The sequence below is a fragment of the Tropicibacter sp. S64 genome, from assembly GCF_049803835.1.
GTDB lineage: Bacteria > Pseudomonadota > Alphaproteobacteria > Rhodobacterales > Rhodobacteraceae > Pacificoceanicola.
This window is the reverse complement of sequence record NZ_JBNAGK010000012.1, coordinates 83,340-104,594: the sequence shown is the minus strand read 5'-3', so window position 1 is coordinate 104,594 and position 21,255 is coordinate 83,340. Positions and strand designations below refer to the sequence as shown.

Genomic DNA, 21,255 nt, shown 5'->3' with positions numbered 1-21,255 from the left:
GCAAGGGGGGGTGCGGGGCAAAGCCCCGCCCTACGGCATGTGGTGCCTAGTTCCCGATCGGGGCGAGCAGTTCCGGGGCGGTGACCAGCTGGCGCACGCCGTGGCTGTGGTCTTCCCCGAAGCGGTTGCCGCGTTCGGCCCAGGCATGCAGCGAGGCGATGTTCAGGCGGGTGCAGCGCGGGCGCACGGACCATGTGACCTGCAGCGGCGAGCATATTTCCTGAGAATAGCTGGGGCCGGTGGTGGAGCCTGCGAAGACCACCGGAGCGCCTGTGCCATGCGGCAGTTGCTTGGGCTGGTGCAGGCCGCTGACTTCGCCGCCATAGACGTAGTCCATGAAATCGAGTGCACCCGGATCATTGACGACGAGAAAGACCTGCGCCTCCACCCGCAGTTGCGGGTTGGAGCAGGCGGGCGAGAGGCAGGAGCCGAGGCCGGGACCGGGGGCGACCTCGCAGGAGGAATAGACCCAATGCACCTCGATGGTGTCGCCGGGTTTCACGCCGTGGAAGGCGCCGTGGCCATGGTCCGGGTCCTCCAGCTCCGACGGTTTCAACGTGTCCGTTTCGTTGCAGCGCCAGCCGCCGTGTTCGCCCGCGCCGGCGGAGACGGAGAAGCCCGGTCCCTTGTGCTCGGCGTTCGTGTGCGTGTGGATGTTGCACAGGTTCAGATCGGAGGCGGGCGGAGCCATGGTGAACTGGCGGCGGTTGGTGCCAACCACACTGGAGATGTCGCGCGGGGTCTGCGGGCCGAAGCCGCGGCAATAGGACTGGGCGCTGGCCTCCGCCCCGGGCAGGGCGAAGGCCAGAAGAAGGATGCAGGCGGAGCGGCGCACGGCGATTACTCGATCTCGGACAGCAGCGCCGGGCTGGTGACCAGTTGCCGCACGCCATGGCTGTGGTTCTCCTCGAAGACGTTCCCCGCCTCGGCCCAGGCGTCGAGCGAGGAGATGTCGAGCCGGGCACAGCGGGGGCGCACGGACCAGGTCACCTGCATCGGCGAGCAGGTCTGCTCGTCATAGCTCGGCCCGGTGGTGGAGCCGCGGAAGACCACCGGGTTGCCGGTGCCGGTGGGCAGCGAATGCGCCTGGTAGAGACCGGCGCGGCGGGTGCCGCGATAGTCGAAATCGCGGAAATCCAGCGCGTTGGGATCGTTGACCACGAGGAACACCTGGCTCTCGACGCGCAATTGCGGGTTCGAGCAGCTCGCCGACATGCACGAGCCAAGGGTCGGCCCCGGCTGCACCGGGCAGGAGGAATAGACCCAGTGCACCTCGATGGTGTCGCCGGGTTCGACGCCATGGAAGGTGCTGTGCTCGCCGTGGCCGGTGCCATGCGGGCGCGTCAGTTCCTCCGCCGTCAGGTCATTGCTGCCCGCGCATTTGAACCCGCCGTGCTCGCCCGGACCGGCGTAGATCGAGAAGCCGGGCCCCATATGCTCGGCGTTGGTATGCGTGTGGATATTGCACAGGTTCATTTCCTGATGCGGCGGCGCGAGGTTGAAGCGCGACTCGTTGGTGCCGTGTCGGTTTGTGATGTCGCGCGGCGTCTGCGGGCCGAATTCGAGGCAGATGGCCAGAGCAGGCCCGGCGGCGAGGGCGAGGATACAGGCGAGGGCAGGGCGGAAAACGGCGGAAAAGGCCATGGGCACGGCTCCGTTGGGTTGCTTTGCACACCGGGATAGCGGCCCCGGCCTAATGGCTCCTTAAAGCGACAATTGGAGAATTTCGGATGTGCACCATTCCCGGGGCCGATCCGGGCCTGCCGCGGACAGATGCCGAAAAACCTGCCCGCAATGTCGTTTTCGCCCCTCAATCGCCGGAAACCGCTAACGGGGCGGGAGCCGGGCGCGATAAACCCCTGTCCACTGTGGTGCACAACGGGTGCGCCTTTCGAACCTATGAAAGCTCAAGGGATGAACGAGATGTCGGACGCTGGTGCACGCAAACGGGCTCGGGGTGGCGGCGGGGCCGCGCGGCGGGCGGAGCGCACGTCGGTCGTCGTCGAGACGGCGAAATTCATCGAGCGCAACATTCCCAACTTCGAAGTGCTGACCGAAGAGGCGCTGCAGATCATCGAGCACAATGCGGAAACCGTGCTCGAGGAGATCGGCGTCAACTTCGTGAACAACCCCGGCGCGCTGAAACGCTGGGCGGATGCCGGTGCGGACATCGATGGCGAGCGCGTGCGCATCCCGCGCGGCCTGGCCCGGGAGCTGTGCAAGACCGCGCCCAGCCAGTTCACCCAGCACGCCCGCAATCCGGAGCGCAACGTGGTGATCGGCGGAAAGAACCTCGTCCTCGCGCCGGTCTATGGCCCGCCCTTCGTGCGCGACAACGAGGGTGGCCGCCGCTATGCGACCATGGAGGACTTCCGCAAGTTCGTGAAACTCGGCCAGATGTCGAAGTGGCTGCACCACTCCGGCGGCACGGTCTGCGAGCCCACCGACATTCCGGTGAACAAGCGCCACCTCGACATGCTGCACGCCCACATGACCCTGTCGGACAAGCCGTTCATGGGGTCGGTGACGGAGCCGAGCCGGGCGCAGGATTCGGTCGACATGTGCGAGATCCTTTTCGGAAAGGACTTCGTGCAGAACAACACCGTGATGACCTCGCTCATCAACATCAACTCGCCGCTGACCTTCGACGACGTGATGATGGGCTCGCTGGAAGTCTATGCCGCCAACAATCAGGCCTGCATCGTCTCGCCGTTCATCGTCGGCGGTGCCATGGCGCCGGTCTCGGTGGCGGGGACGCTGACACAGGTGCTGGCGGAAGTGCTCGCGGGCATCGCCTACAGCCAGCTGATCCGCAAGGGCGCGCCGGTGATCTTCGGCGCCTTCGTGACCTCCATCGACATGAACTCCGGTGCGCCGACCTTCGGCACCCCGGAAGCGGCGCACATCACCTATGGCGCGGGCCAGCTGGCGCGGCGGTTGAACCTGCCGTACCGCTCGGCGGGGTCGTTCTGCGGCTCCAAGCTGCCGGACGCGCAGGCGGCCTATGAGACGGCGAACACGCTGAACATGGGCCTGCAGGCGGGCGTCAACTTCATGCTGCACGCCTGTGGCTGGCTGGAAGGCGGCCTCGTGTCGAGCTTCGAGAAGTTCGTGATGGACGCGGACCAGCTGGGCGCACTGCACCACTTCGCCAAGGGCGTGAGTATTGACGCGAACGGGCAGGCGATGGACGCCATCCGCGAGGTCGGCCCCGGCGGGCACTACCTCGGCTGTGCCCACACGCAGGCCAACTTCAAGAGCGCGTTCTGGCGGTCCGAGCTGCTCGACTACAAGCCGTTCGAGACCTGGTCCGAAGAAGGCGCACGCGACACCGCGACGCTGGCCGCGGCGCGGGTGAAGAAGCTGCTGGACACCTACGTCCAGCCGCAGATGGACCCGGCCATCGCCGAAGGCCTCGCGGGATATGTCGCGAACAAGAAGGCCTCGATGAGCGACGCCTTCAGCTGACCGAGACCGGCCCGGTCCCCGCGAGACGGGGGCCGGGTCAGAGCCGCTGCTCCTGCAGCAGCCGGGCCTCGCCCATGAGCGCGGCCAGAACCTCCACGTGATGCGACACGCTGTAGCCCGCCTCCGCGCGGCGGCGGCGGTCGTCGAGGTCGATCTCCAGTTCCATCAGCCGCATCGCCGCCGCACCCGCGCGGGGCAGCGCCGCCGTGCCGAGGATTCGGCCGAGGTGAATCTCGCGCCTGTAGTCCTGCGCACCGATTCTGGCAGCCCGAATCAGCAGCGGTGGGCGACGCAGTTCGCTCAGTATTCCAAGGACGTCTTTCATGGTCGTGTGCTCCGGTCTTTTTGGCCCCCGTCGCGCAAACTGACACAACCATCAGCGGTGTTGCGCATTGGTGCCGAGCCGCGAACGATCGGTTACCGCACTGTTTAGAAATTGCGTCGAATTGTTGTGTCAGCACCCTGATTTTAACCAAGGAGTAATACACACACGCCTAGGTTGCGACTTATCCATGGGGATAAAATTGTGGATAACGATCACCCGGGGAAGGGGAACCATGATCGAAGCCAGAGAAAGCGAGACGGCGGCGCTGCTGCCGGATTGGGTGCCCGAAGCTGCTCGGGTTTACCTTGCGCACACCGAGGAAGGCCAGTCAATCCGCGCGTTGGCGCGGCGCGCCGGGTGCCATGCCTCCACCGTTCTGCGGCAGGTCAGGCGCATCGAGACACGCCGCGACGACCCGCTGATCGACGCGGCCCTGCGCCAGTTGGGCCGCCTGAATACCGCCTGCAAGGCGATCCAGTCAAAAGGGGATGACGACGTCATGACTGCATTCAACGACATGCCGGTTGCACCGGACGAGAAGACCCTCGCGCGGGAAGCGCGGCGGGTGCTGCGACGGCTCTGCGAAAGTGGTGCGGTGCTGGCCGTGGCTGCCGAGATGGACAAGGCCGTGGTGGTCCGCGACATGGGCGAGGGCGGCAGCGCGCGGACGGCGGTGGTCGACAGTGCCATCGCGCAGGCCATGGCGCTGAAGGACTGGATCTCCTGTGACGAGCCGGGCCGCATCTCGCGCTATCACATCACCTCCGCAGGGCGGGTGGCGCTGAACCGGCTGATGGCGGAGCAGGAGAACCGGGTGCGCGGCTTTGCCGAGGCGCAGGCCGGGTTCGATACCGGCCGCGCCGCCGACGAGGCGCTGGAGGAGATCGACCGCGACCCGCGCGCCCGCAAGGGCAAGTTCATGCTGGTGGAAAGCCCGCTGACCGCACTCGCCCGCCGCCGTGACAAGGATGGCAAGCCGTTCCTGTCCGACGTGCTGATCACCGCGGGCGAACGGCTGCGCGAGGATTTCGAGTTGTCGCAGATGGGGCCGCGTACCACGCAGAACTGGGACCAGTTCCTGACGGCGGGTGTGAAGAGCGATGCCCGCAGTCACGAGGACAAGGGACCGAACGCCGCCCGCGCCCGCGTCGAGGCGGCGCTGCGCGATCTGGGACCGGGGCTCGGGGATGTGGCGTTGCGCTGCTGCTGCTATCTGGAAGGGCTGGAAACGGCGGAAAAGCAGCTTGGCTGGTCGGCCCGCTCCGGCAAGGTCGTGCTGCGCATCGCGCTGCAGCGCCTGCGCCGCCACTACGAGGAGCGCAGCGCCCGGGGAGGCGACCTGCTCGGCTGACCAGCCGCGCCGCGGTGTGGCAGACCGCCGTCGTGCCTTGCGAGGCCCATGTGGGCGCCGCTCCGGTCACGGCAGAGACGAACGGAAGGGCGCGGGGGCTGCCCTTGTTTCGATAAGAGAAATTTTCATTTCGGGCGCTGCGTGATAAGACGCACCCATGACCATCACGCTCAAGCAACTTTCCTATTTCAAGGCGCTGGCCGAGCAGGGCAATTTCCGCCGGGCCGCAGACCAGTGTTTCGTCAGCCAGCCCGCCTTGTCGGTCCAGATCCAGGAACTCGAACGCAGCCTTGGCGCGCCGCTGGTCGAACGCCAGTCGCGGCGCCTGCTGCTGACGCCGCTGGGCCGCGAGGTGCTGGCGACGGCGCAGCGGGTGCTGGCCGAGATTGCCGACCTTGAACAGGCGGCGCAGAACCGGCTCGGGCTCGGTGGTGTGCTGCGGCTGGGGGTGATCCCGACGATCGCGCCCTACCTGCTGCCGGAGGCGCTGGCGGCGCTGCGGGCCTCGGACATCTCGCTCGATGTGCAGATCACCGAGGGCAAGACAGACCGCGTCCTCGATCACCTGGCCGAAGGCGCGCTCGACGCCTGCATCCTGGCCCTGCCGACGGAACGGGCCGGCCTGGAGGAGCGGCTGCTGTTCGAGGACCGCTTCCTGCTGGCGGGCAGTGCCGCGCGGTTGGCGGCCCTCGGAGAAGGCATCAGCCCGGAGGGGCTGAGCGAGAGCCAGATCCTGCTGCTGGAGGACGGCCATTGCCTGACCGACCAGGCGCTGGCGGTCTGTGGCCGGGGGCGCGGGCACCAGCGTATTCACATGGGCGCCTCCTCGCTGCCGACCCTGACGCGCCTTGTGGAGGCAGGATTCGGTTTGACCCTGATGCCGGAGCTGGCGGCGTCGGCAGAGCGGGCGCTGGCCCCGGGTCTGTGCCTGCGCCGCTTCGCCGCGCCGGAACCCAGCCGCGCCATCGGCCTCGTGCGCCGCGCGACGCGGCAGCCGGCGGGCTGGTTCACGGAACTGGCGCAGACGCTGGAACACGTGGGACAGGGCTTGATGGCGCAGGCGCACAGGGCGGTGTAGCGGGACTGCCCGGTGCGCCGCTACCCCACCCCAACCCTCCCCACGGGGGAGGGAGTCCCGGCGCGCCCGTCTGCAGCGCGGTTCCCTCCCCCGTGGGGAGGGTCAGGGTGGGGGGCGGGACGATATGGAGCAGGGGGAGACCCTGCCCAAGCCGGTTTACTGCAGATATGGCATCGGGTCCGTGCTGTCGAACCCCTTGCGCACCTCGAAATGCAGGAAGGCCGGATCGCCCGCGCGGACCTTGCCGATGCTCTGCCCCTTGCTCACCGCGTCGCCTTTCTTGACGGTGATCTCGTCGAGGTGGGTGTAGACGGTGATCACATCGTCCGGGTGGCGGATCAGCAGGAACTTCACCCCCTCGGCGGTGGTCGAGATCGACGCCACCTTGCCGGAGGCCGCCGCTTTCACGGTTGTCCCGGCACTTGCGGCGATGTCTATGCCCTCGTTCTTGCCCTTGGCATAATCCCGGATGATGCTGCCGGAGACCGGCATGACCATGGCGGCGCTGGAGGCGGCGGGTTTGGCCGCCGTCTGGCCGATGTCCGCCACCGGCTTCTCCGGCTTCGGCGTCGTGGCCGCGGTGGTCGTCGTCTGAGCCGGGGGCAGGGTTTCCGTGGGCAGCGGCTTGGAGGCGGAAGGGGGCTGCGGCGTCGGTGAGCCCTGGCCGGGCTCAGTGACGGCGGCGGTTTCCACTACGGGGGCGGCGTCCTGCACCGTCGGGATCAGCAGGTACTGCCCCTCGCGTACCGAGAAATTGGTGTCGAGCCCGTTCCATTCCGCCAGCGACCGCGGCGAGACGTTGTAGAGCCGCGCGATGGTAAAGGCGGTCTCGCCGCGGGCCACCTGGTGACGCACCGGCTCGACGCCGGAGGGGCCACCCGCCGGGGCGGGCGCCGTGGAGGCGGAGCGCTCGATGGCGTTTCCGGCCAGCGTTGCCACGTCGACCTGTGCGGCAGGGCGGATCACGCCTGTGCCGGATTCCGCCACCCGGCGCGGAAGGGCGACGATCTCGCCCCGGCGCAGCGGGTCCGTGACCTTCACCCCGTTGTAGCGGGCCAGTTCCTCGGCGGGCAGGCCGATGCGGTTCGCCACGTCGGCCACCGTGTCGCCGCGCCGCGCGATGGCGACCTGGTAGTTCGGATAGGACAGCACCCCCCGGTCATCGGGGCTGGGCCGGTCCTCGACGCGGGCGCTCTGGGCAGCAGCGGAGGTGTCGACGGAGCCGCCCATCTTGCCGCGCAGATCGAGGTCGATCGGCTGCGAGCAGGCGCTCACCAGCGCACAGACCGCTACGGCGGAGCTCAGTCGGGAAAGTCCGGGAAATGTCATCTCGATGTCCTCGTGCGCGCCCCCGTGTTCCCGGGGATCTGCCAAAATATAAGGGCCCTCTAGTCCTTGCCCAAGCCTTCCACCAGCGGAACGAAGCGCACCGGGCGCAGTTCCTCGTAGTCGAACCCGCCGTCGTGCCGCGTCACCCGGATCAGCCGTTGCACCGCATCCGACTGCCCCACCGGCACCACCATGATACCGCCAATCTTCAGCTGGGCCAAGAGCGGGCCGGGCGGGTCTTCGGCGGCAGCGGTGACAAGAATGCGATCAAACGGCGCCTGGTCGGCCAGCCCGTGCGATCCATCGGCGGTAAAGGCAGTGATGTTGGTGATCCCGAGCGCGTCGAAGATCGCCTTGGCGGCGGCGACGAGACGGCGGTGGCGGTCCACCGTATAGACCCGGCGGGCCAACAGCGAGAGGATCGCCGCCTGGTAGCCGGAGCCGGTACCGACCTCCAGCACCTTGTCGCGTGGGCCGACCTGCAGCGCCTGTGTCATCACGCCCACCACCGAGGGCTGCGAGATGGTCTGGCCGCAGGCAATGGGCAAGGGCATGTCCTCGTAGGCACGATCCTGGAAATAGCCTTGGATGAAATCGCCCCGGTCGATTCGCTCCATGGCTTCCAGCACGGCAGTCTCGGTCACGCCTTTCGAGCGCAGGGCAAAGAGGAATTGCATCTTGGCCTCGCCGCCCCAGGTCATGCGAAACGGTCTTTCAGCCGGTCCAGCATGGCATGGTCGGTCAGGTCCGCGCGCATCGGCGTGACGGAGATCCAGCCGTCGAGGTTGACCGCGGCATCCGTGCCGGGGGCGGTGCCGACGCGCTGGTTGCCGCCTTTTGCCCAGAGGAACCGACGCCCTGACGGCGAGTCATGCGGCTCCACCGAAAAGCGCGTGTCCGGGCGGATGCCCTGCGCCGCGAGTTTGACGCCCCTGACACCAGCAGCGGCGACCGGCGGGAAATTCACGTTCCAGAACAGCGTGTAGGGATGATCGTCATCTGCGTCGGCCGCGAGGATCTGGCGCAGCACGGCGGCCCCGTGGGTCGCCGCGCCCTCGAAGGGGTTGGCGAGGTCCATGGTTTGCGGCCCGAGGTATTGCGACAGCGCGACAGAGCGAATGCCCTGCAACGCGCCTTCCATGGCACCGCCGAGCGTGCCGGAATAGAGCGCGTTCTCGGCGGAGTTGTTGCCCCGGTTCACACCCGAGAGGATCAGGTCCGGCGGGCTGTCCTTCAGCACGTCATGCACGCCCGCGAGGACGCAATCCGCGGGGCTGCCCTCGGCGGCATAGCGGCGTTCGCCCATTTGGGCGATCATCGTGGGGTGGGTGTAGGAGATGCAATGCGCGACGCCGGATTGCTCGAACGCCGGGGCCACGACCCAGACTTCGCCCTCCGGCCCGGCCAGCTCCGCCGCAATGGCTTCGAGAATGGCCAGCCCGGGCGCGTTGATGCCGTCGTCGTTGGTGATGAGAATGCGCATGAGAGAGCCTGTCCTTGCCTTGCTTTCTCCATAGGCGAAGGGGAAAGGGCGGGCAAGGGCAGGGCGCGAGGAGGCGCGCGGCTGTGTCGTAACGGCGGGGAGTGGTGCCAATGGGCGACGCTGGACCCGGACTCTTTCAAAGAGTCCGGACCGATTTCCTGAAAGGAAATCGGTTGCCCCGGGACCGAAGGCATGACCTGAACCGGCGGCCCGACGGGCCAGGCCTGATCAGGCGACAGAGGCGATGCGGTGGGACAGGCTGCCGTGCAGCATGCGCGCTTCGAACCCGCGCAGGCAGGCCCGCGCCGTCGTGCCATAGCTGCCGGGATCGCTGCGCAACCCGGGCAGGGCGGCGAACAGGCTTTCGCGCGACGCTGCGTCCAGCGCCTCCAGCCCGCCCGGACCGGCAAAGAAGCTTTCGGTCGCCATGCCCTCGGCGTAGATCACCGCGTGCCGGGGCAGCAGCAGGTGGTGGTAGGTCACCTCTCCATCCGCCGCCCGCCGTACGGTGTCGCCGTCCACGAGGTGCCGCGCCGCCGCAAAGACCTCGCGCGCGCCGAACAGCAGTTCCGCCGCCGGGCTCTCGATCAGCATCCGGTGCTGCGGCGAGACCACCAGCGGCCGCACCCCGCCGAACAGATGCGGTGCGATCGACACCGGCGCATTGTCGCCCCGCGCCAGCATCCGCCGCGCCCCGGTCCAGACCAGCGGCTGCAGGCCATCGTCGCGTGTCATCACAAGGTCCCCGACCCGCAGCGTCTCCACCGGGCGCGGCCCGGTGTCGGTCAGGATGCGCGTACCCGGCGTGAAACAGATCACGCTGTCGATGTTGGAGAAATTCACCACCGTCCCGTCGAGCAGGGTCACCGTGCCGGTCAGCTCGCCGCCGGTGTTGTCGGTGATCACCAGCGTCGAGCGGTCTGCCAGCCCGTTCAGGTCCAGCGTGTCGCCCAGTGTCTGCCCGGCGGTGCTGCCGTTGATCGTGATGACGCCGGGGGCCTCTCCGGTGCTGACGATGCGGATCACGTCATCGCCGTCGCCTCCGGTCACCGTGTCGCCGACCCCGGCCAGGATCACGTCATCGCCCGCGCCACCGTCGAGCCGGTCCGCCCCGGTGCCACCCGCCAGCGTGTCCTGTCCGGCGCCGCCCAGAACGGTGTCGTTGCCGGTGCCGCCGTCGAGGCTGTCATTGCCGTTGCCGCCATCGACCAGATCCGCCCCGGCGCCGCCGAGGATCGAGTCATTGCCCTCCTCGCCGTAGAGCGAGTCGTCGCCCCCCGCGCCGTCCATCGTGTCGTTGCCAAGGCCTCCATAGAACACGTTCGTCCAGTCCGGCCCCTGGCCGTCGTAGCCGATCAGCGTGTCGCCATAGGCCGAGCCGATGAGCCCGTCGATGCCACCGTTGTTCACATCCCCCGTGGCATGGCCGCCGCTGAAGGTGTTGGTGGCCAGGTTGACGTAGACCGCCGCATCCGAGCCGGCATAGCTGGCAAAATCCATGCCCGCCCCGCCGCTCAGCGTATCCGCCCCGGCGCCGCCCTCCAGCGTGTCGTTCCCATCGCCACCGACCAGCGAGTCCCGGCCCACCCCGCCGTTCAGGCTGTCGTTGCCGGGCCCGCCCTGAAGCGTGTCGTTGCCGCCCTCGCCGAACAGCGTGTCATTACCGGCCCCGCCGATCAGGCTGTCGTTGCCTGCCGCCACCGGGATGGCGTCGAACATCACATCGGTGACCCAGATGCCCTGGGTGTTGCCCTGGCCGTTGGCATAGATGATCTCGATGCTGGCCACCGGCCCGGCGATCTGCACCAGTACGGAGCCGCCGACCTGATTGGCGTTCTCCGCCACCGCCTCGGCGGTGATGGTATTGCCGGAGAGCGTGTCGCCACCGCCGAGAACGAAGCTGACCGGCACCGGGTTGCCGTCCGCATCATAGGCGTTGACGGTCACGATATCCGTATGGTTGCCCGCCCCCCAGTCGATATCGTTGATCCGGAACCGGACGTTTTCCACCTCATCCGCCGCCGTGCCCTCGGAACTGGGGGTGAACGTCAGGGTCGTGGTCGAGGTGGCGCCATCGCCCTGGCCGTACAGGTACAATGACGAATTGGGATCATAGCCGCCGGACGCATATTGCGCGGTGGCCGTGTCCACCTGGAAGGTCGGATTGTTGTTGCCGTCATTGCTGAAACCGACGGTCACGTTGACCGTGCCGGTGTCCTGCGTGAAGCCGCCCGCGACATTGGTGCCGTTTGCGCCTTGCCGGCTCCAGTCGAGCGTCTCGGTCACCGGCTTGGGCGTATAGGTCCCGAAGTCGCCGTAGACGAGATCGTCGCCGTCGCCCGCGTCCACCGTGTCGTTGCCCTGTCCGGCGATCACCGTGTCATTGCCCGCACCGGAGCGAATGTCGTCCGCGAGCGTGTTGCCATCGGCGCGGTCGCCGTCCGGGTCGATGAAATCCGGGTCGATCAGGTCGCCGCCGGTGGTGCCGGACACGATGCCGTCGGTTGGCTTCACGTAGCTCGGAGCGCTGATCACCGAGGAGGAGGACAGCGTCCCCACCGGCCCGTATTGCGGCACGAAATAGACGTTGCCGTTGGTGGCGAGGTAATAGGTCCCCGGTTCCTGCACGTTGTTGTAATTGTTGCCGTTCCAGGTCCCGGACCAGACCCACTGGCCCGCGCCCAGGTTGGTCTGCGTGGTGAAATTGATCAGCGCCCCGCTGATCACATCGCCGGAATCCAGACTGTTGTCACCCAGGGTGACCAGATACCCGCTCGGCATACCGCTGCTCCTGCCTCGCCCGTCCCGGTCTTGGTGCCGGTGATAGGCCGACCCTCGGGCCTGCACGGGCCTTCGGGGTGTCTTTGCTCATCGCCGGACTCTGCCCCGAAGCCGTTGGTTTCGAAAGCGGACCCCGCACGTTAACAAAGCATTAACCAACGATTGTGGCAAATTTGCGGTAAATTGTACGGGTTGGAGCCGGGCACACCGGAGTGGCGGGCGCGGGGACTCCCTCCCCGACGGGGAGGGTTGGGGTGGGGTAGGGGCTAGCTGCGGGAGGGTTGGGGTGGGGGCGCGAGGCCCCCTTCAGACGAAGAAGTCGAAGTGCTTCTTCAGCGGCAGCTCCCGCGCCCGGGTGCCCGTCAGGTCGAAGAGCGCATTCGCCAGCGCCGGGGCCGCGGGCGGGGTGCCCGGCTCGCCGATGCCGTTCAGCCGCTCCTGGTTCTGCAGGATCTGCACCTCGACCTTCGGCATCTGGCTCATCCGCAGCGGCTCGTAATCCGGGAAGTTGCGCTGGTCCACCTGGCCGTTGGCAAAGGTGATCTCCTCGCCGATCGCCGCCGACAGACCGTAGGCCAGCCCCCCGGTCAGCTGCGCCTCGATGTTGCCGGGATCGAGCGCCACGCCCACATCCGCTGCCATCCAGGCATTGGTCATCCGGATGCCGCCCTCGGTGCTCGCCACCTCGATCACCACCGCCACCGGCGTGCCGAAGCTGTAAACCATGGCGAGGCCGCGCCCGACGCCCTCCTGCCGCTTGCCGGTCCAGCCGCTCATGTCGCGCACCGCTTCGAGGCAGTAGAAGGCGGGCAGCCATTCATCCCGCGTCAGTTTCAGCCGCATCTCCATGGGATCGGTCTGCGCCGCGACGGCGAGTTCATCCATGAAGCACTCGTGGAAGAAGCCGTTGTAGCTCGCCCCCACCGACCGCCAGAATCCCAGCGGCGGCGCGATCATCGCCCGGTGTCCGGCGACACGGTAGTTGGGGATGCCATAGGGCTGGTTGAACAGCCCGTCCACGATCCCCCGGTCCGGTCCGGAGGGCGCAAAACCCAGCCAGCGGTCCATCGCCTGCGCCGCAATCGAGGGCGAGGACACCTGTGCGTCGAACACCACCGGCAGGCCGTCCCGCACCGCGCCGGTCATGCGGGCAATCGCGGGCGGACGGTAGAAGTCATGGGTCATGTCCTCCTCCCGCGACCAGGTCACGTTGACGGGCGTGCCGGGCATGGCGGCGGCGACCTTCGTGGCGATCACCGCGTAGTCAAGCTCGCCCCGGCGGCCAAAGCTGCCGCCCATCAGGGTGACGTTGACCTCGACGTCGTCCTCGTCGAGCCCCGCCGCCTCGGCGCAGCGGGTGCGCAGGAAGGTCGGCCCCTGATTGCCGCACCACAGGCGCAGTTTTTTTCCGTCGAACCAGGCGGTTGCGTTCATCGGTTCAAGTGGTGCATGAGACAGGAAGGGCACGCGGTACTCGGCTTCGATCCGCGCCGAGCCCTCCGGCTGCTGCAACGGATCGCCATCCTCGCGCATCGTTGAATTGGGCTCATCCTCGAAGGCCGTCTCCAGCGCCGCAAAGGCCGCCTCGCTGGTGTCCGGATAGGCCGCGTCTTCCCATTCCACCGGGATCGACTGCACCGCCTGCATGGCGAGCCAGGTGTTGGAGGCGATCACCGCCAGACCGTCGCCCAGGTCCACGACCTTCTCCACCCCCGGCATCCGCCCCGCCTCGAACCCGTCGAACGACTTCATCCCGGCCCGCGTCGGCGCCATGCGCACGGCGGCGAATTTCATGCCGGGCAGGCGGGTGTCGATGCCGAACATTGCCGTTCCGGTCGACTTGGCCGGAATGTCGATGCGCGGCTGTGTCTTGCCCAGAAGCCGCCACTCTTCCGGACGGCGCAGCGCCACCTTCGGCGTTTCGATCCCCTCCAGATCGGCGGCGAGGTCGGAATAGGCCATCTCCGTCCCGTCCGGCGCGATCACCTTGCCACCCGCGGTCTTGAGCGAAGCCCGGTCCACGCCAAGCCGACGGGCCGCGGCCGCCTTGAGCATCTCCCGCGCCCCGGCGCCCATCACCCGCATGCGCTCGAAGCCGTCCTTCATGGCGCTGGAGCCGCCCGTTACCTGCATGTCGAAGACCTTGCCGAGCACGCCCATCGCCTCGCCCAGCGAATGCATGAACCCGCTGGCGTCATAGCCCTTCGTCGGCATGCCCTCCGCCAGCAGCGCGGTGTTGTAATAGGCCTTCGCGGGCGGGCCGTGGATCACCGTCACCTGATCCAGCTCGACGTCGAGTTCCTCCGCCAGCAGCGCCGCCCAGGTGGTGTGCGTCCCTTGCCCCATCTCCGCGCGCGGCGCGATCAGGTGAATGCCGTCCTGCGTGATCATCACGAAGGGGTTGAGGCTGGCCTCGCCTTCACCGGGCTTGAGCGGGTTCGGGGCAGGGCGCGACACATACCAGGCGCCAAACGCCGCCCCGCCGACCACGGCAAGCGAGCCGAAGAGAAAGGTGCGGCGGACGATCTTTCCGATGCTGGCCATGGCTCAGGCTCCTTCGCTGACGGACTTGATGGCGGCGCGGATGCGCGGGTAGGTGCCGCACCGGCAGAGGTTCCCGTTCATCGCCGCATCGATGTCATCGTCGGTGGGCGTCGGGTTGGACGCCAGCAAGGCCGCCGCCTGCATGATCTGCCCGGACTGGCAGTAGCCGCATTGCGCCACCTGATGGTCGATCCACGCCTGCTGCAGTCGGTGGAGATTGTCCGGCTGTCCCAGACCCTCGATCGTCGTCACCGCGCCCCAGACATCCGACAGCGCAACCTGGCAGGACCGCACCGCCTCACCGTCGATCTGCACCGTACAGGCCCCGCAGGCCGCGACGCCGCAGCCGTATTTGGTGCCGGTCAGGTTCAACTGGTCGCGCAGCACCCAGAGGAGCGGCACCTCCCCGGGAAGATCGACATCGTGCTCGGTTCCGTTGACGGTCAGTCTGGCCATGGGGCGTCCTCTCGCAGATTTCTGACACTATTGCCCGAAAGTGTCAGGGTGTCAATTGACAGTTTTGCGCCGATTTGTCAGAGTGTCGGAATGAAGGATGACGCAGACAAGGATCAGGGCAAACGGCAGGCGATTCTCGAATCCGCCTTCGGCGTGTTTGCGCAATACGGCTTCCAGCGGACCTCGATGACAGACATAGCGCGGGCCGCTGGCATGTCCCGTCCCGCGCTGTATCAATATTTCGACGGCAAGGAAGACATCGCCCGCTCGCTGGTCACCGCCTTCTACGACGAGGCCTGCGCAGCGATCGACGGCGCGCTGAACGGGCCGGGCACGGTGCCGGAGCTCCTGCGCGCGGCGTTCCGGGCAAAGTCCGGTCGGCTGATGGAAACCCTCCTGAGCAGCCCGCACGGCGAGGACATGCTCGAAATCGGCAACGTCATCGCAGCACAGGAGGCGGCGCAGGGCCGGGCGCGGATCGTGGCGACCCTCGGCGACTGGCTCGCCCGCATGGTGCGGGACGGGCGCATCCGGCTGGACGATCCGCCCGAGCAGATGGCGGACAGCATGATCGCCGCGCTGGAAGGAGCCAAGGCGGCGGGCCGGGCGCCGGACTATGCATCCTACCTCGCCCACCTCGACCGCATGGCGCGGATCTTTGGCGCTGCCCTGGAGATCTGAGAGTCCCTGGTCTTCTTTGGTCCTCAAATACCTGGGGGCTCCGGGGGCAAGGCCCCCGAAAGAAAATTTTTGACCCGAAAAATTTTCCACCGCTCCACTCACGCGTTGCTCCTGGTGGAGAGCGTGCGCAGAGGTATTTGTCAGACCAGAGAAGCAGCCAGCGTGGCGCTCAGACCTCTCCGCCCGCGATCTGAATGGCCTGGCCATTGACGCTGCCCGAATGCGGCCCGCACAGGAACAACGCCGCCTCGGCCACCTCCTCCGGCGCGATCAGACGCCCGTGCGGGTTGAGGTCGGTCATCAGCTTGCGCGCATCCTCCTCCGGCAGGCCGGTGCGCTGCATGATCGAGGTTGTGTTGCGGGTGATGATCTCCGTGTCGACATAGGCGGGGCAGAGCGCGTTGAACGTGTAGGGCTTCGCTGCGTAATCCGCCGCGAGGCCGCGGATCAGGCCGATCAGCGCGTGCTTGGACGCACTGTAGGTCGGAGCGCCCTTCAGCCCCTTGAGCCCCGCGACGGAGGAGACCGCCACCACGCGGCCCCAGTCTGTCGTGGTCATCGACTTCAGGCATTCCCGGATGGTCAGGAAGGCGCCGTCGAGGTTGGTGGCCATCATCCGCCGCCAGAAGTCCATGTCGGTCTTCAGGATCGCCCGCCCTTCGGCGATGCCCGCATTTGGCACGCAGATCTGCACCGGCCCGCGCGCCGCAACCGCCGCCGCCACGCCGTCGACGACGGACGCCTCGTCACACACATCCATCACCAAAGGATGGATGCGCAGGCTTTCTGCCGCCTTCAGCGGTCCCTCCCGCCGCCCGGTGATCGTCACCTCCGCTCCATGGCTTGCCAGGCTCTGCGCGATGGCGAGGCCGATGCCGGTGCCGCCGCCAGTGACGAGCGCGTGTTTGCCTCTGAGCATGTCCTGTCCTCCCGACTGTCTCCCGGCCTCCACCCTGACCGCCCCGCCGCGCCATGACAAGCCATCGGCCGTCGGCTTGCGCGGGGTGGCTTGGCAAATCAATTCACACATGCGAATGTGTTTCGGACATAGGGAGGACCCGATCCATGAACGCCTTGCTTTCCACGTTGGCCCTGCTCGGGCTGGCCTCCGCTGCCGTTGCGCATGAGGACATCGCGGATCTTTATCCGCAGTCGGAACTCTATGCGAAGCCGGTGCAGGTGATCCCCGGCGTCTGGTCCGCCATCGGGGCCACCGCGCCGCCGACCTATGAGAACTCCGGTCACAACAACAACCTGTCGTTCATCGTGACGGGCGACGGCGTTGTCGTGATCAACGGCGGCGCCAGCGTGCGACTGGCAAAGGCGCTGCACGACGAGATCAAGGCCGTCACAGACCAGCCGGTGAAGCTCGTCATCAACGAGAACGGGCAGGGGCATGCGATGCTCGGCAATGCCTATTGGGCCGATCTCGGGGTCGACATCCTTGCGCATGAGGATGCCACCGAGGTTGTCGAGAAGGATGCGGATTTCATCCTGATGGGGATGCAACGCTACAACCGCGACAAGGCGGAAGGCACGCGGGTGGTGCCGGCGAACCTCTCCTTCACCGATGAATACGATGCCTCCATGGGCGGCGTGACGATCAAGGCGCTGCACCTTGGCCCGGCGCATGATCCGGGCGACGTGCAGGTCTGGCTGCCGGACCTCGGCATGGTCATCGCGGGCGACATCGCCTTTCACGAGCGCATGCCGCCGATCTTCGAGGGCACCTGCACCGCCTGCTGGATCGAAACCTTCGAGGGGCCGTTCACGGAGCTTGGCGCGACATATGTGATCCCCGGACATGGTCATCCGACGAACATGGACATGGTGCGGATGGAGACCGTCGGCTACCTGACCGACCTGCGCGAAAAGATCCGGGCGCATATCGACGAAGGCGGGGATCTGGCTGGGGCCTATTATGTCGATCAGACCCGGTGGGAATATCTCGATACCTTCGAGGAACTGGCAACGAAGAACGCGGGGCGGGTTTACGAGGAGATGGAGTGGGAGTGATCCGGAGGATCGCATTCACGGAAATTGCCGCCTATGATCCCCGCCGAAACGCCTGACGAGGGACTCGCACGATGAAATGGATCGACATGCCGCCGGTCTGGTTGCTGGCTTGCCTTGCGCTGGCAAAGTGGCAGGCGGCTTACCACCCGATGGGCCTCAGCTTCGGCCCGGTCTGGGCGGACCTGCTCGGCGGTCTGCTGGTCGGCGCGGGTATCCTGCTGATGGCGCTGGCCGCCTACGAAATGCGCCGCCATCGCACCACCATCATCCCGCACCAGCAGGCCAGCCGCCTCGTCACCTCCGGCATCTTCAAGCGCTCGCGCAACCCCATTTACCTTGGCGATTCGCTTATTCTCGCCGGATTGATCCTGTACTGGGATGCGGTGCTGTCGCTGCCGCTCGTCCCGATCTTCGTCTGGATCATCGAGAAACGCTTTATCGAACCGGAAGAAATGCGACTAAAGAGCAAGTTTCTTGCGGAGTTCCACCGGTATACGCAACAAACGAGAAGGTGGCTTTAACTCTCGACTTTCCTGTGATCTATCACGGGAGAGCCGATGGCTGGCCTATGCTGCTTGTGGTAGCTAGGTCAGCAATGTAGACCGATCCGGAATTTACGCTCCGTCAGGGGCGTGAGCGCAGAACCTGACCAAGGGGGACACACGTGAAAATTGGGACGCCAAGGGAAGTCGAAGCCGGGGAAAATCGCGTAGCGATGACCCCGGATTCGGCGCTCCAGCTGCAGAAGCTGGGCTATGACTGTCTGATCGAGACCGGGGCCGGCAGCCGTGCCGGTTTCGCTGACGCGGATTACGAAGCGGCGGGTGTGACCGTCGTCGAGAGCGCCGAGGCGCTGTTCGCGCAGGCGGACATCATCGCCAAGGTGCGCATTCCGACCGCCGCCGAGATCGACCGTCTGACCGCCGACAAGACGCTGATCACCTTCTTCAACCCCGGCGGCAACGCCGAGGGGCTGGAGCAGGCGAAGGCCAAGGGTGCCAACGTCATTGCCATGGAAATGGTCCCGCGCATCTCCCGCGCACAGAAGATGGACGCGCTGTCGTCCATGGCCAATATCGCCGGCTACCGCGCGGTGATCGAGGCGGGCAACAACTTCGGGCGCTTCTTCACCGGCCAGATCACCGCCGCGGGCAAGGTGCCCCCGGCGAAGGTTCTGATCGTCGGCGCAGGGGTGGCCGGTCTTGCCGCCATCGGCACGTCCACCAGCCTCGGTGCGATCACCTATGCCTTCGACGTGCGCCCCGAAGTGGCCGAGCAGGTCGAGTCCATGGGCGCACAGTTCGTCTATCTCGATTTCGAGGAAGAGCAGCAGGACGGCGCGGCCACCGGCGGCTATGCCTCCGTCTCCTCGCCGGAGTTCCGCGAGGCGCAGCTCAAGAAGTTCCGCGAGCTGGCCCCGGATATGGACATCGTCATCACCACGGCGCTGATCCCGAACCGCGAGGCGCCGAAGCTCTGGCTGGCCGACATGGTCGCCGCGATGAAGCCTGGTTCGGTGATCATCGACCTCGCCGCCGAGAAGGGCGGCAACGTCGAGGGCACCGTCAAGGACGAGAAGGTCGTGACCGAGAATGGCGTGACCATCATCGGTTACACCGACTTCCCCTCCCGCATGGCGACGCAGTCCTCCACGCTCTATGCAACGAACATCCGTCACATGATGACCGATCTGACGCCCGAAAAGGACGGCAAGATCAATCACAACATGGAAGACGACGTCATCCGTGGCGCGACCGTGACCTATCAGGGCGAGATCACCTTCCCGCCGCCGCCGCCGAAAGTGGCTGCGATCGCGGCCAAGCCCAAGGAGAAGGTCAAGGAACTGACGGCGGAGGAGAAGCGTGCGGCGGAAGTCGCGGCCTTCAAGGCGCAGACCAGGCAGCAGGTGACCCTGCTCGCGGTCGGCGGGGCGCTGCTGCTGGCGGTCGGTCTCGTGGCCCCGGCCAGCTTCATGCAGCACTTCATCGTCTTCGTGCTTTCGGTCTTCGTCGGCTTCCAGGTGATCTGGAACGTGTCGCACTCGCTGCACACGCCGCTGATGGCGGTCACCAACGCGATTTCGTCGATCATCATCCTTGGCGCGCTGATGCAGATCGGTTCGGGGAGTTTCCTCGTGATCCTGCTCGCGGCGCTGTCGGTCTTCATGACCGGGATCAACATCTTCGGCGGCTTCATGGTCACGCGGCGCATGCTCGCGATGTTCCAGAAGTCGTAAGGGGGGACATTACCAATGGAATTCGGATTCACGACGGCGGCCTATGTGGTCGCGGCTGTCCTCTTCATCCTCTCGCTCGGCGGCCTGTCGGGGCAGGAGAGCGCGAAGCGGGCGGTCTGGTACGGCATCGTCGGCATGGCGCTGGCGGTGTTCGCAACGCTGATCGGCCCGGGCTCGGGCCTGTGGCTGCTCTCCCTCATCCTCGTCGCCGCGGGCGGCGTGATCGGCATGTATGTGGCGAAGAAGGTTGAAATGACCGAGATGCCGCAGCTTGTCGCGGCGATGCACTCGCTCGTCGGCCTCGCGGCGGTCTTCGTCGGCTACAATGCCCACTTCGAGCTGAACAACGTTCTGGCCATGACGCCGGAAGAGCGTGCGGGTCTGCACGGCTTCGCCGAACTGCTCGCGCACAAGACCTCCGTCGAGCAGAACATCCTGCGGGTCGAGCTGTTCCTCGGCATCCTGATCGGGGCGATCACCTTCACCGGCTCGGTCGTGGCCTACGGCAAGCTGGCGGGCAAGCTGACTTCCAAGGCGGAGAAGCTGCCGGGCGGGCACCTGCTCAACATGGCGGCGGCGGCGATCTCGGTGATCTGCCTGATCTGGTACTTCGCCTCGGGCGGCTTCTTCCCGCTGTTCCTGATGACGCTGGCGGCGCTGTTTATCGGCTATCACCTGATCATGGGCATCGGCGGCGCGGACATGCCGGTCGTGGTTTCCATGCTGAACAGCTATTCCGGCTGGGCGGCGGCGGCCATCGGCTTCAGCCTCGGCAATGACCTGCTGATCGTGGTCGGCGCACTCGTTGGCTCCTCGGGTGCGATCCTGTCCTACATCATGTGCAAGGCGATGAACCGGTCGTTCATCTCCGTGATCCTCGGCGGCTTCGGCGGCACGGCGGGTCCGGCGATGGAAGTCGAGGGCGAACAGGTCGCCATCGACGTCGACGGCGTGGCCTCCGCGCTGGACGAAGCCGACAGCGTGATCATCGTACCGGGTTACGGCATGGCCGTGGCACAGGCGCAGCAGAACGTGGCGGAACTGACGTCGAAGCTGCGCGCCAAGGGCAAGTCCGTGCGTTTCGCGATCCACCCGGTGGCGGGCCGTCTGCCGGGCCACATGAACGTGCTGCTGGCCGAAGCCAAGGTGCCCTATGACATCGTGCTGGAGATGGACGAGATCAACGAGGACTTCCCGGACACGGATGTGGTCATCGTGATCGGCTCCAACGACATCGTGAACCCGGCGGCGCAGGACGATCCGAACTCGCCCATCGCGGGGATGCCGGTTCTGGAAGTCTGGAAGGCCAAGCAGGTCTTCGTGTCCAAGCGCGGCCAGGGCACCGGCTACTCCGGCATCGAGAACCCGCTGTTCTACAAGGACAACACGCGGATGTACTATGGCGACGCCAAACAATCCGTCGGGGATCTGCTGCAGAAGCTCTGAGCCGCAGCACGGACAGAATCAGGAGGCCCGTTCCCGGCAAGGGGGCGGGCCTTTTGCATGA

At 66.6% G+C, this 21,255-nt stretch carries 18 protein-coding genes; 8 read left to right on the top strand and 10 right to left on the bottom strand.

The window, feature by feature from the left end:
• Window positions 1-46: 46 nt before the first annotated feature.
• Window positions 47-835, bottom strand: coding sequence for a delta-class carbonic anhydrase (locus tag ACP159_RS18900; RefSeq protein ID WP_425101272.1), 789 nt, complete (start codon window positions 833-835; stop codon window positions 47-49).
• A gap of 5 nt (window positions 836-840) precedes the next feature.
• Complete coding sequence (locus tag ACP159_RS18895; protein WP_425101271.1) at window positions 841-1,644, bottom strand: delta-class carbonic anhydrase; 804 nt, start codon at window positions 1,642-1,644, stop codon at window positions 841-843.
• Window positions 1,645-1,923: 279 nt separating this feature from the next.
• On the opposite strand from ACP159_RS18895, the gene ACP159_RS18890 reads away from it, so the two are divergent.
• The gene (locus ACP159_RS18890; protein WP_425101342.1) at window positions 1,924-3,468 is read left to right on the top strand and encodes a trimethylamine methyltransferase family protein; all 1,545 of its coding nucleotides are present in this window, start codon (window positions 1,924-1,926) and stop codon (window positions 3,466-3,468) included.
• 37 nt (window positions 3,469-3,505) lie between these two features.
• Here the strand turns inward: ACP159_RS18890 and ACP159_RS18885 are convergent, their stop codons facing one another.
• The gene (locus tag ACP159_RS18885) at window positions 3,506-3,793 is read right to left on the bottom strand and encodes a DUF6477 family protein (RefSeq protein ID WP_425101270.1); all 288 of its coding nucleotides are present in this window, start codon (window positions 3,791-3,793) and stop codon (window positions 3,506-3,508) included.
• Window positions 3,794-4,025: 232 nt separating this feature from the next.
• On the opposite strand from ACP159_RS18885, the gene ACP159_RS18880 reads away from it, so the two are divergent.
• Together ACP159_RS18880 and ACP159_RS18875 are read left to right on the top strand one after the other, a co-directional pair.
• Window positions 4,026-5,144, top strand: a complete 1,119-nt coding sequence (locus ACP159_RS18880; protein ID WP_425101269.1) for a DUF6456 domain-containing protein — start codon at window positions 4,026-4,028, stop codon at window positions 5,142-5,144.
• 157 nt (window positions 5,145-5,301) lie between these two features.
• Window positions 5,302-6,222 carry a LysR substrate-binding domain-containing protein gene (locus ACP159_RS18875; RefSeq protein ID WP_425101268.1) on the top strand — a complete coding sequence of 307 codons (921 nt, stop codon included), beginning with the start codon at window positions 5,302-5,304 and terminating at the stop codon, window positions 6,220-6,222.
• A 156-nt stretch (window positions 6,223-6,378) separates the two neighbouring features.
• On the opposite strand, the gene ACP159_RS18870 is transcribed toward ACP159_RS18875, so the two are convergent.
• The 6 genes from ACP159_RS18870 to ACP159_RS18845 all read right to left on the bottom strand — a co-directional run bounded on the left by ACP159_RS18870 (window position 6,379) and on the right by ACP159_RS18845 (window position 14,815).
• On the bottom strand, window positions 6,379-7,551 hold the full coding sequence (locus ACP159_RS18870) for a peptidoglycan DD-metalloendopeptidase family protein (RefSeq protein WP_425101267.1): 1,173 nt from the start codon (window positions 7,549-7,551) through the stop codon (window positions 6,379-6,381).
• 59 nt (window positions 7,552-7,610) lie between these two features.
• Window positions 7,611-8,252, bottom strand: coding sequence for a protein-L-isoaspartate(D-aspartate) O-methyltransferase (locus ACP159_RS18865; RefSeq protein WP_425101266.1), 642 nt, complete (start codon window positions 8,250-8,252; stop codon window positions 7,611-7,613).
• Entirely contained in the window at window positions 8,249-9,034 is a 786-nt protein-coding gene (surE, locus tag ACP159_RS18860) for a 5'/3'-nucleotidase SurE (protein WP_425101265.1), read from the bottom strand. Before surE ends, ACP159_RS18865 begins: the two co-directional genes overlap by 4 nt.
• Window positions 9,035-9,262: 228 nt before the next feature.
• Window positions 9,263-11,815: a Hint domain-containing protein gene (locus ACP159_RS18855; RefSeq protein ID WP_425101264.1), complete on the bottom strand. Its 2,553-nt coding sequence runs from the start codon at window positions 11,813-11,815 to the stop codon at window positions 9,263-9,265.
• A 306-nt stretch (window positions 11,816-12,121) separates the two neighbouring features.
• Window positions 12,122-14,359 carry a molybdopterin cofactor-binding domain-containing protein gene (locus ACP159_RS18850; protein ID WP_425101263.1) on the bottom strand — a complete coding sequence of 746 codons (2,238 nt, stop codon included), beginning with the start codon at window positions 14,357-14,359 and terminating at the stop codon, window positions 12,122-12,124.
• A 3-nt stretch (window positions 14,360-14,362) separates the two neighbouring features.
• A complete protein-coding gene (locus ACP159_RS18845) occupies window positions 14,363-14,815 on the bottom strand; it encodes a (2Fe-2S)-binding protein (protein ID WP_425101262.1) in 453 nt (150 codons plus the stop codon).
• Between the two features lie 90 nt (window positions 14,816-14,905).
• Between ACP159_RS18845 and ACP159_RS18840 the strand changes: the two genes are divergently transcribed.
• The gene (locus tag ACP159_RS18840; RefSeq protein ID WP_425101261.1) at window positions 14,906-15,496 is read left to right on the top strand and encodes a TetR/AcrR family transcriptional regulator; all 591 of its coding nucleotides are present in this window, start codon (window positions 14,906-14,908) and stop codon (window positions 15,494-15,496) included.
• A 169-nt stretch (window positions 15,497-15,665) separates the two neighbouring features.
• Here the strand turns inward: ACP159_RS18840 and ACP159_RS18835 are convergent, their stop codons facing one another.
• A complete protein-coding gene (locus tag ACP159_RS18835) occupies window positions 15,666-16,415 on the bottom strand; it encodes an SDR family NAD(P)-dependent oxidoreductase (RefSeq protein WP_425101260.1) in 750 nt (249 codons plus the stop codon).
• A gap of 146 nt (window positions 16,416-16,561) precedes the next feature.
• Between ACP159_RS18835 and ACP159_RS18830 the strand changes: the two genes are divergently transcribed.
• The 4 genes from ACP159_RS18830 (at window position 16,562) to ACP159_RS18815 (ending at window position 21,194) form a co-directional block, all read left to right on the top strand.
• Window positions 16,562-17,512, top strand: a complete 951-nt coding sequence (locus ACP159_RS18830; protein WP_425101259.1) for an MBL fold metallo-hydrolase — start codon at window positions 16,562-16,564, stop codon at window positions 17,510-17,512.
• Between the two features lie 71 nt (window positions 17,513-17,583).
• A complete protein-coding gene (locus ACP159_RS18825; protein ID WP_425101258.1) occupies window positions 17,584-18,033 on the top strand; it encodes a methyltransferase family protein in 450 nt (149 codons plus the stop codon).
• Window positions 18,034-18,176: 143 nt separating this feature from the next.
• On the top strand, window positions 18,177-19,748 hold the full coding sequence (locus ACP159_RS18820; protein ID WP_425101257.1) for a Re/Si-specific NAD(P)(+) transhydrogenase subunit alpha: 1,572 nt from the start codon (window positions 18,177-18,179) through the stop codon (window positions 19,746-19,748).
• Window positions 19,749-19,763: 15 nt separating this feature from the next.
• Entirely contained in the window at window positions 19,764-21,194 is a 1,431-nt protein-coding gene (locus ACP159_RS18815; protein WP_425101256.1) for an NAD(P)(+) transhydrogenase (Re/Si-specific) subunit beta, read from the top strand.
• The last annotated feature ends 61 nt before the right edge of the window (window positions 21,195-21,255 follow it).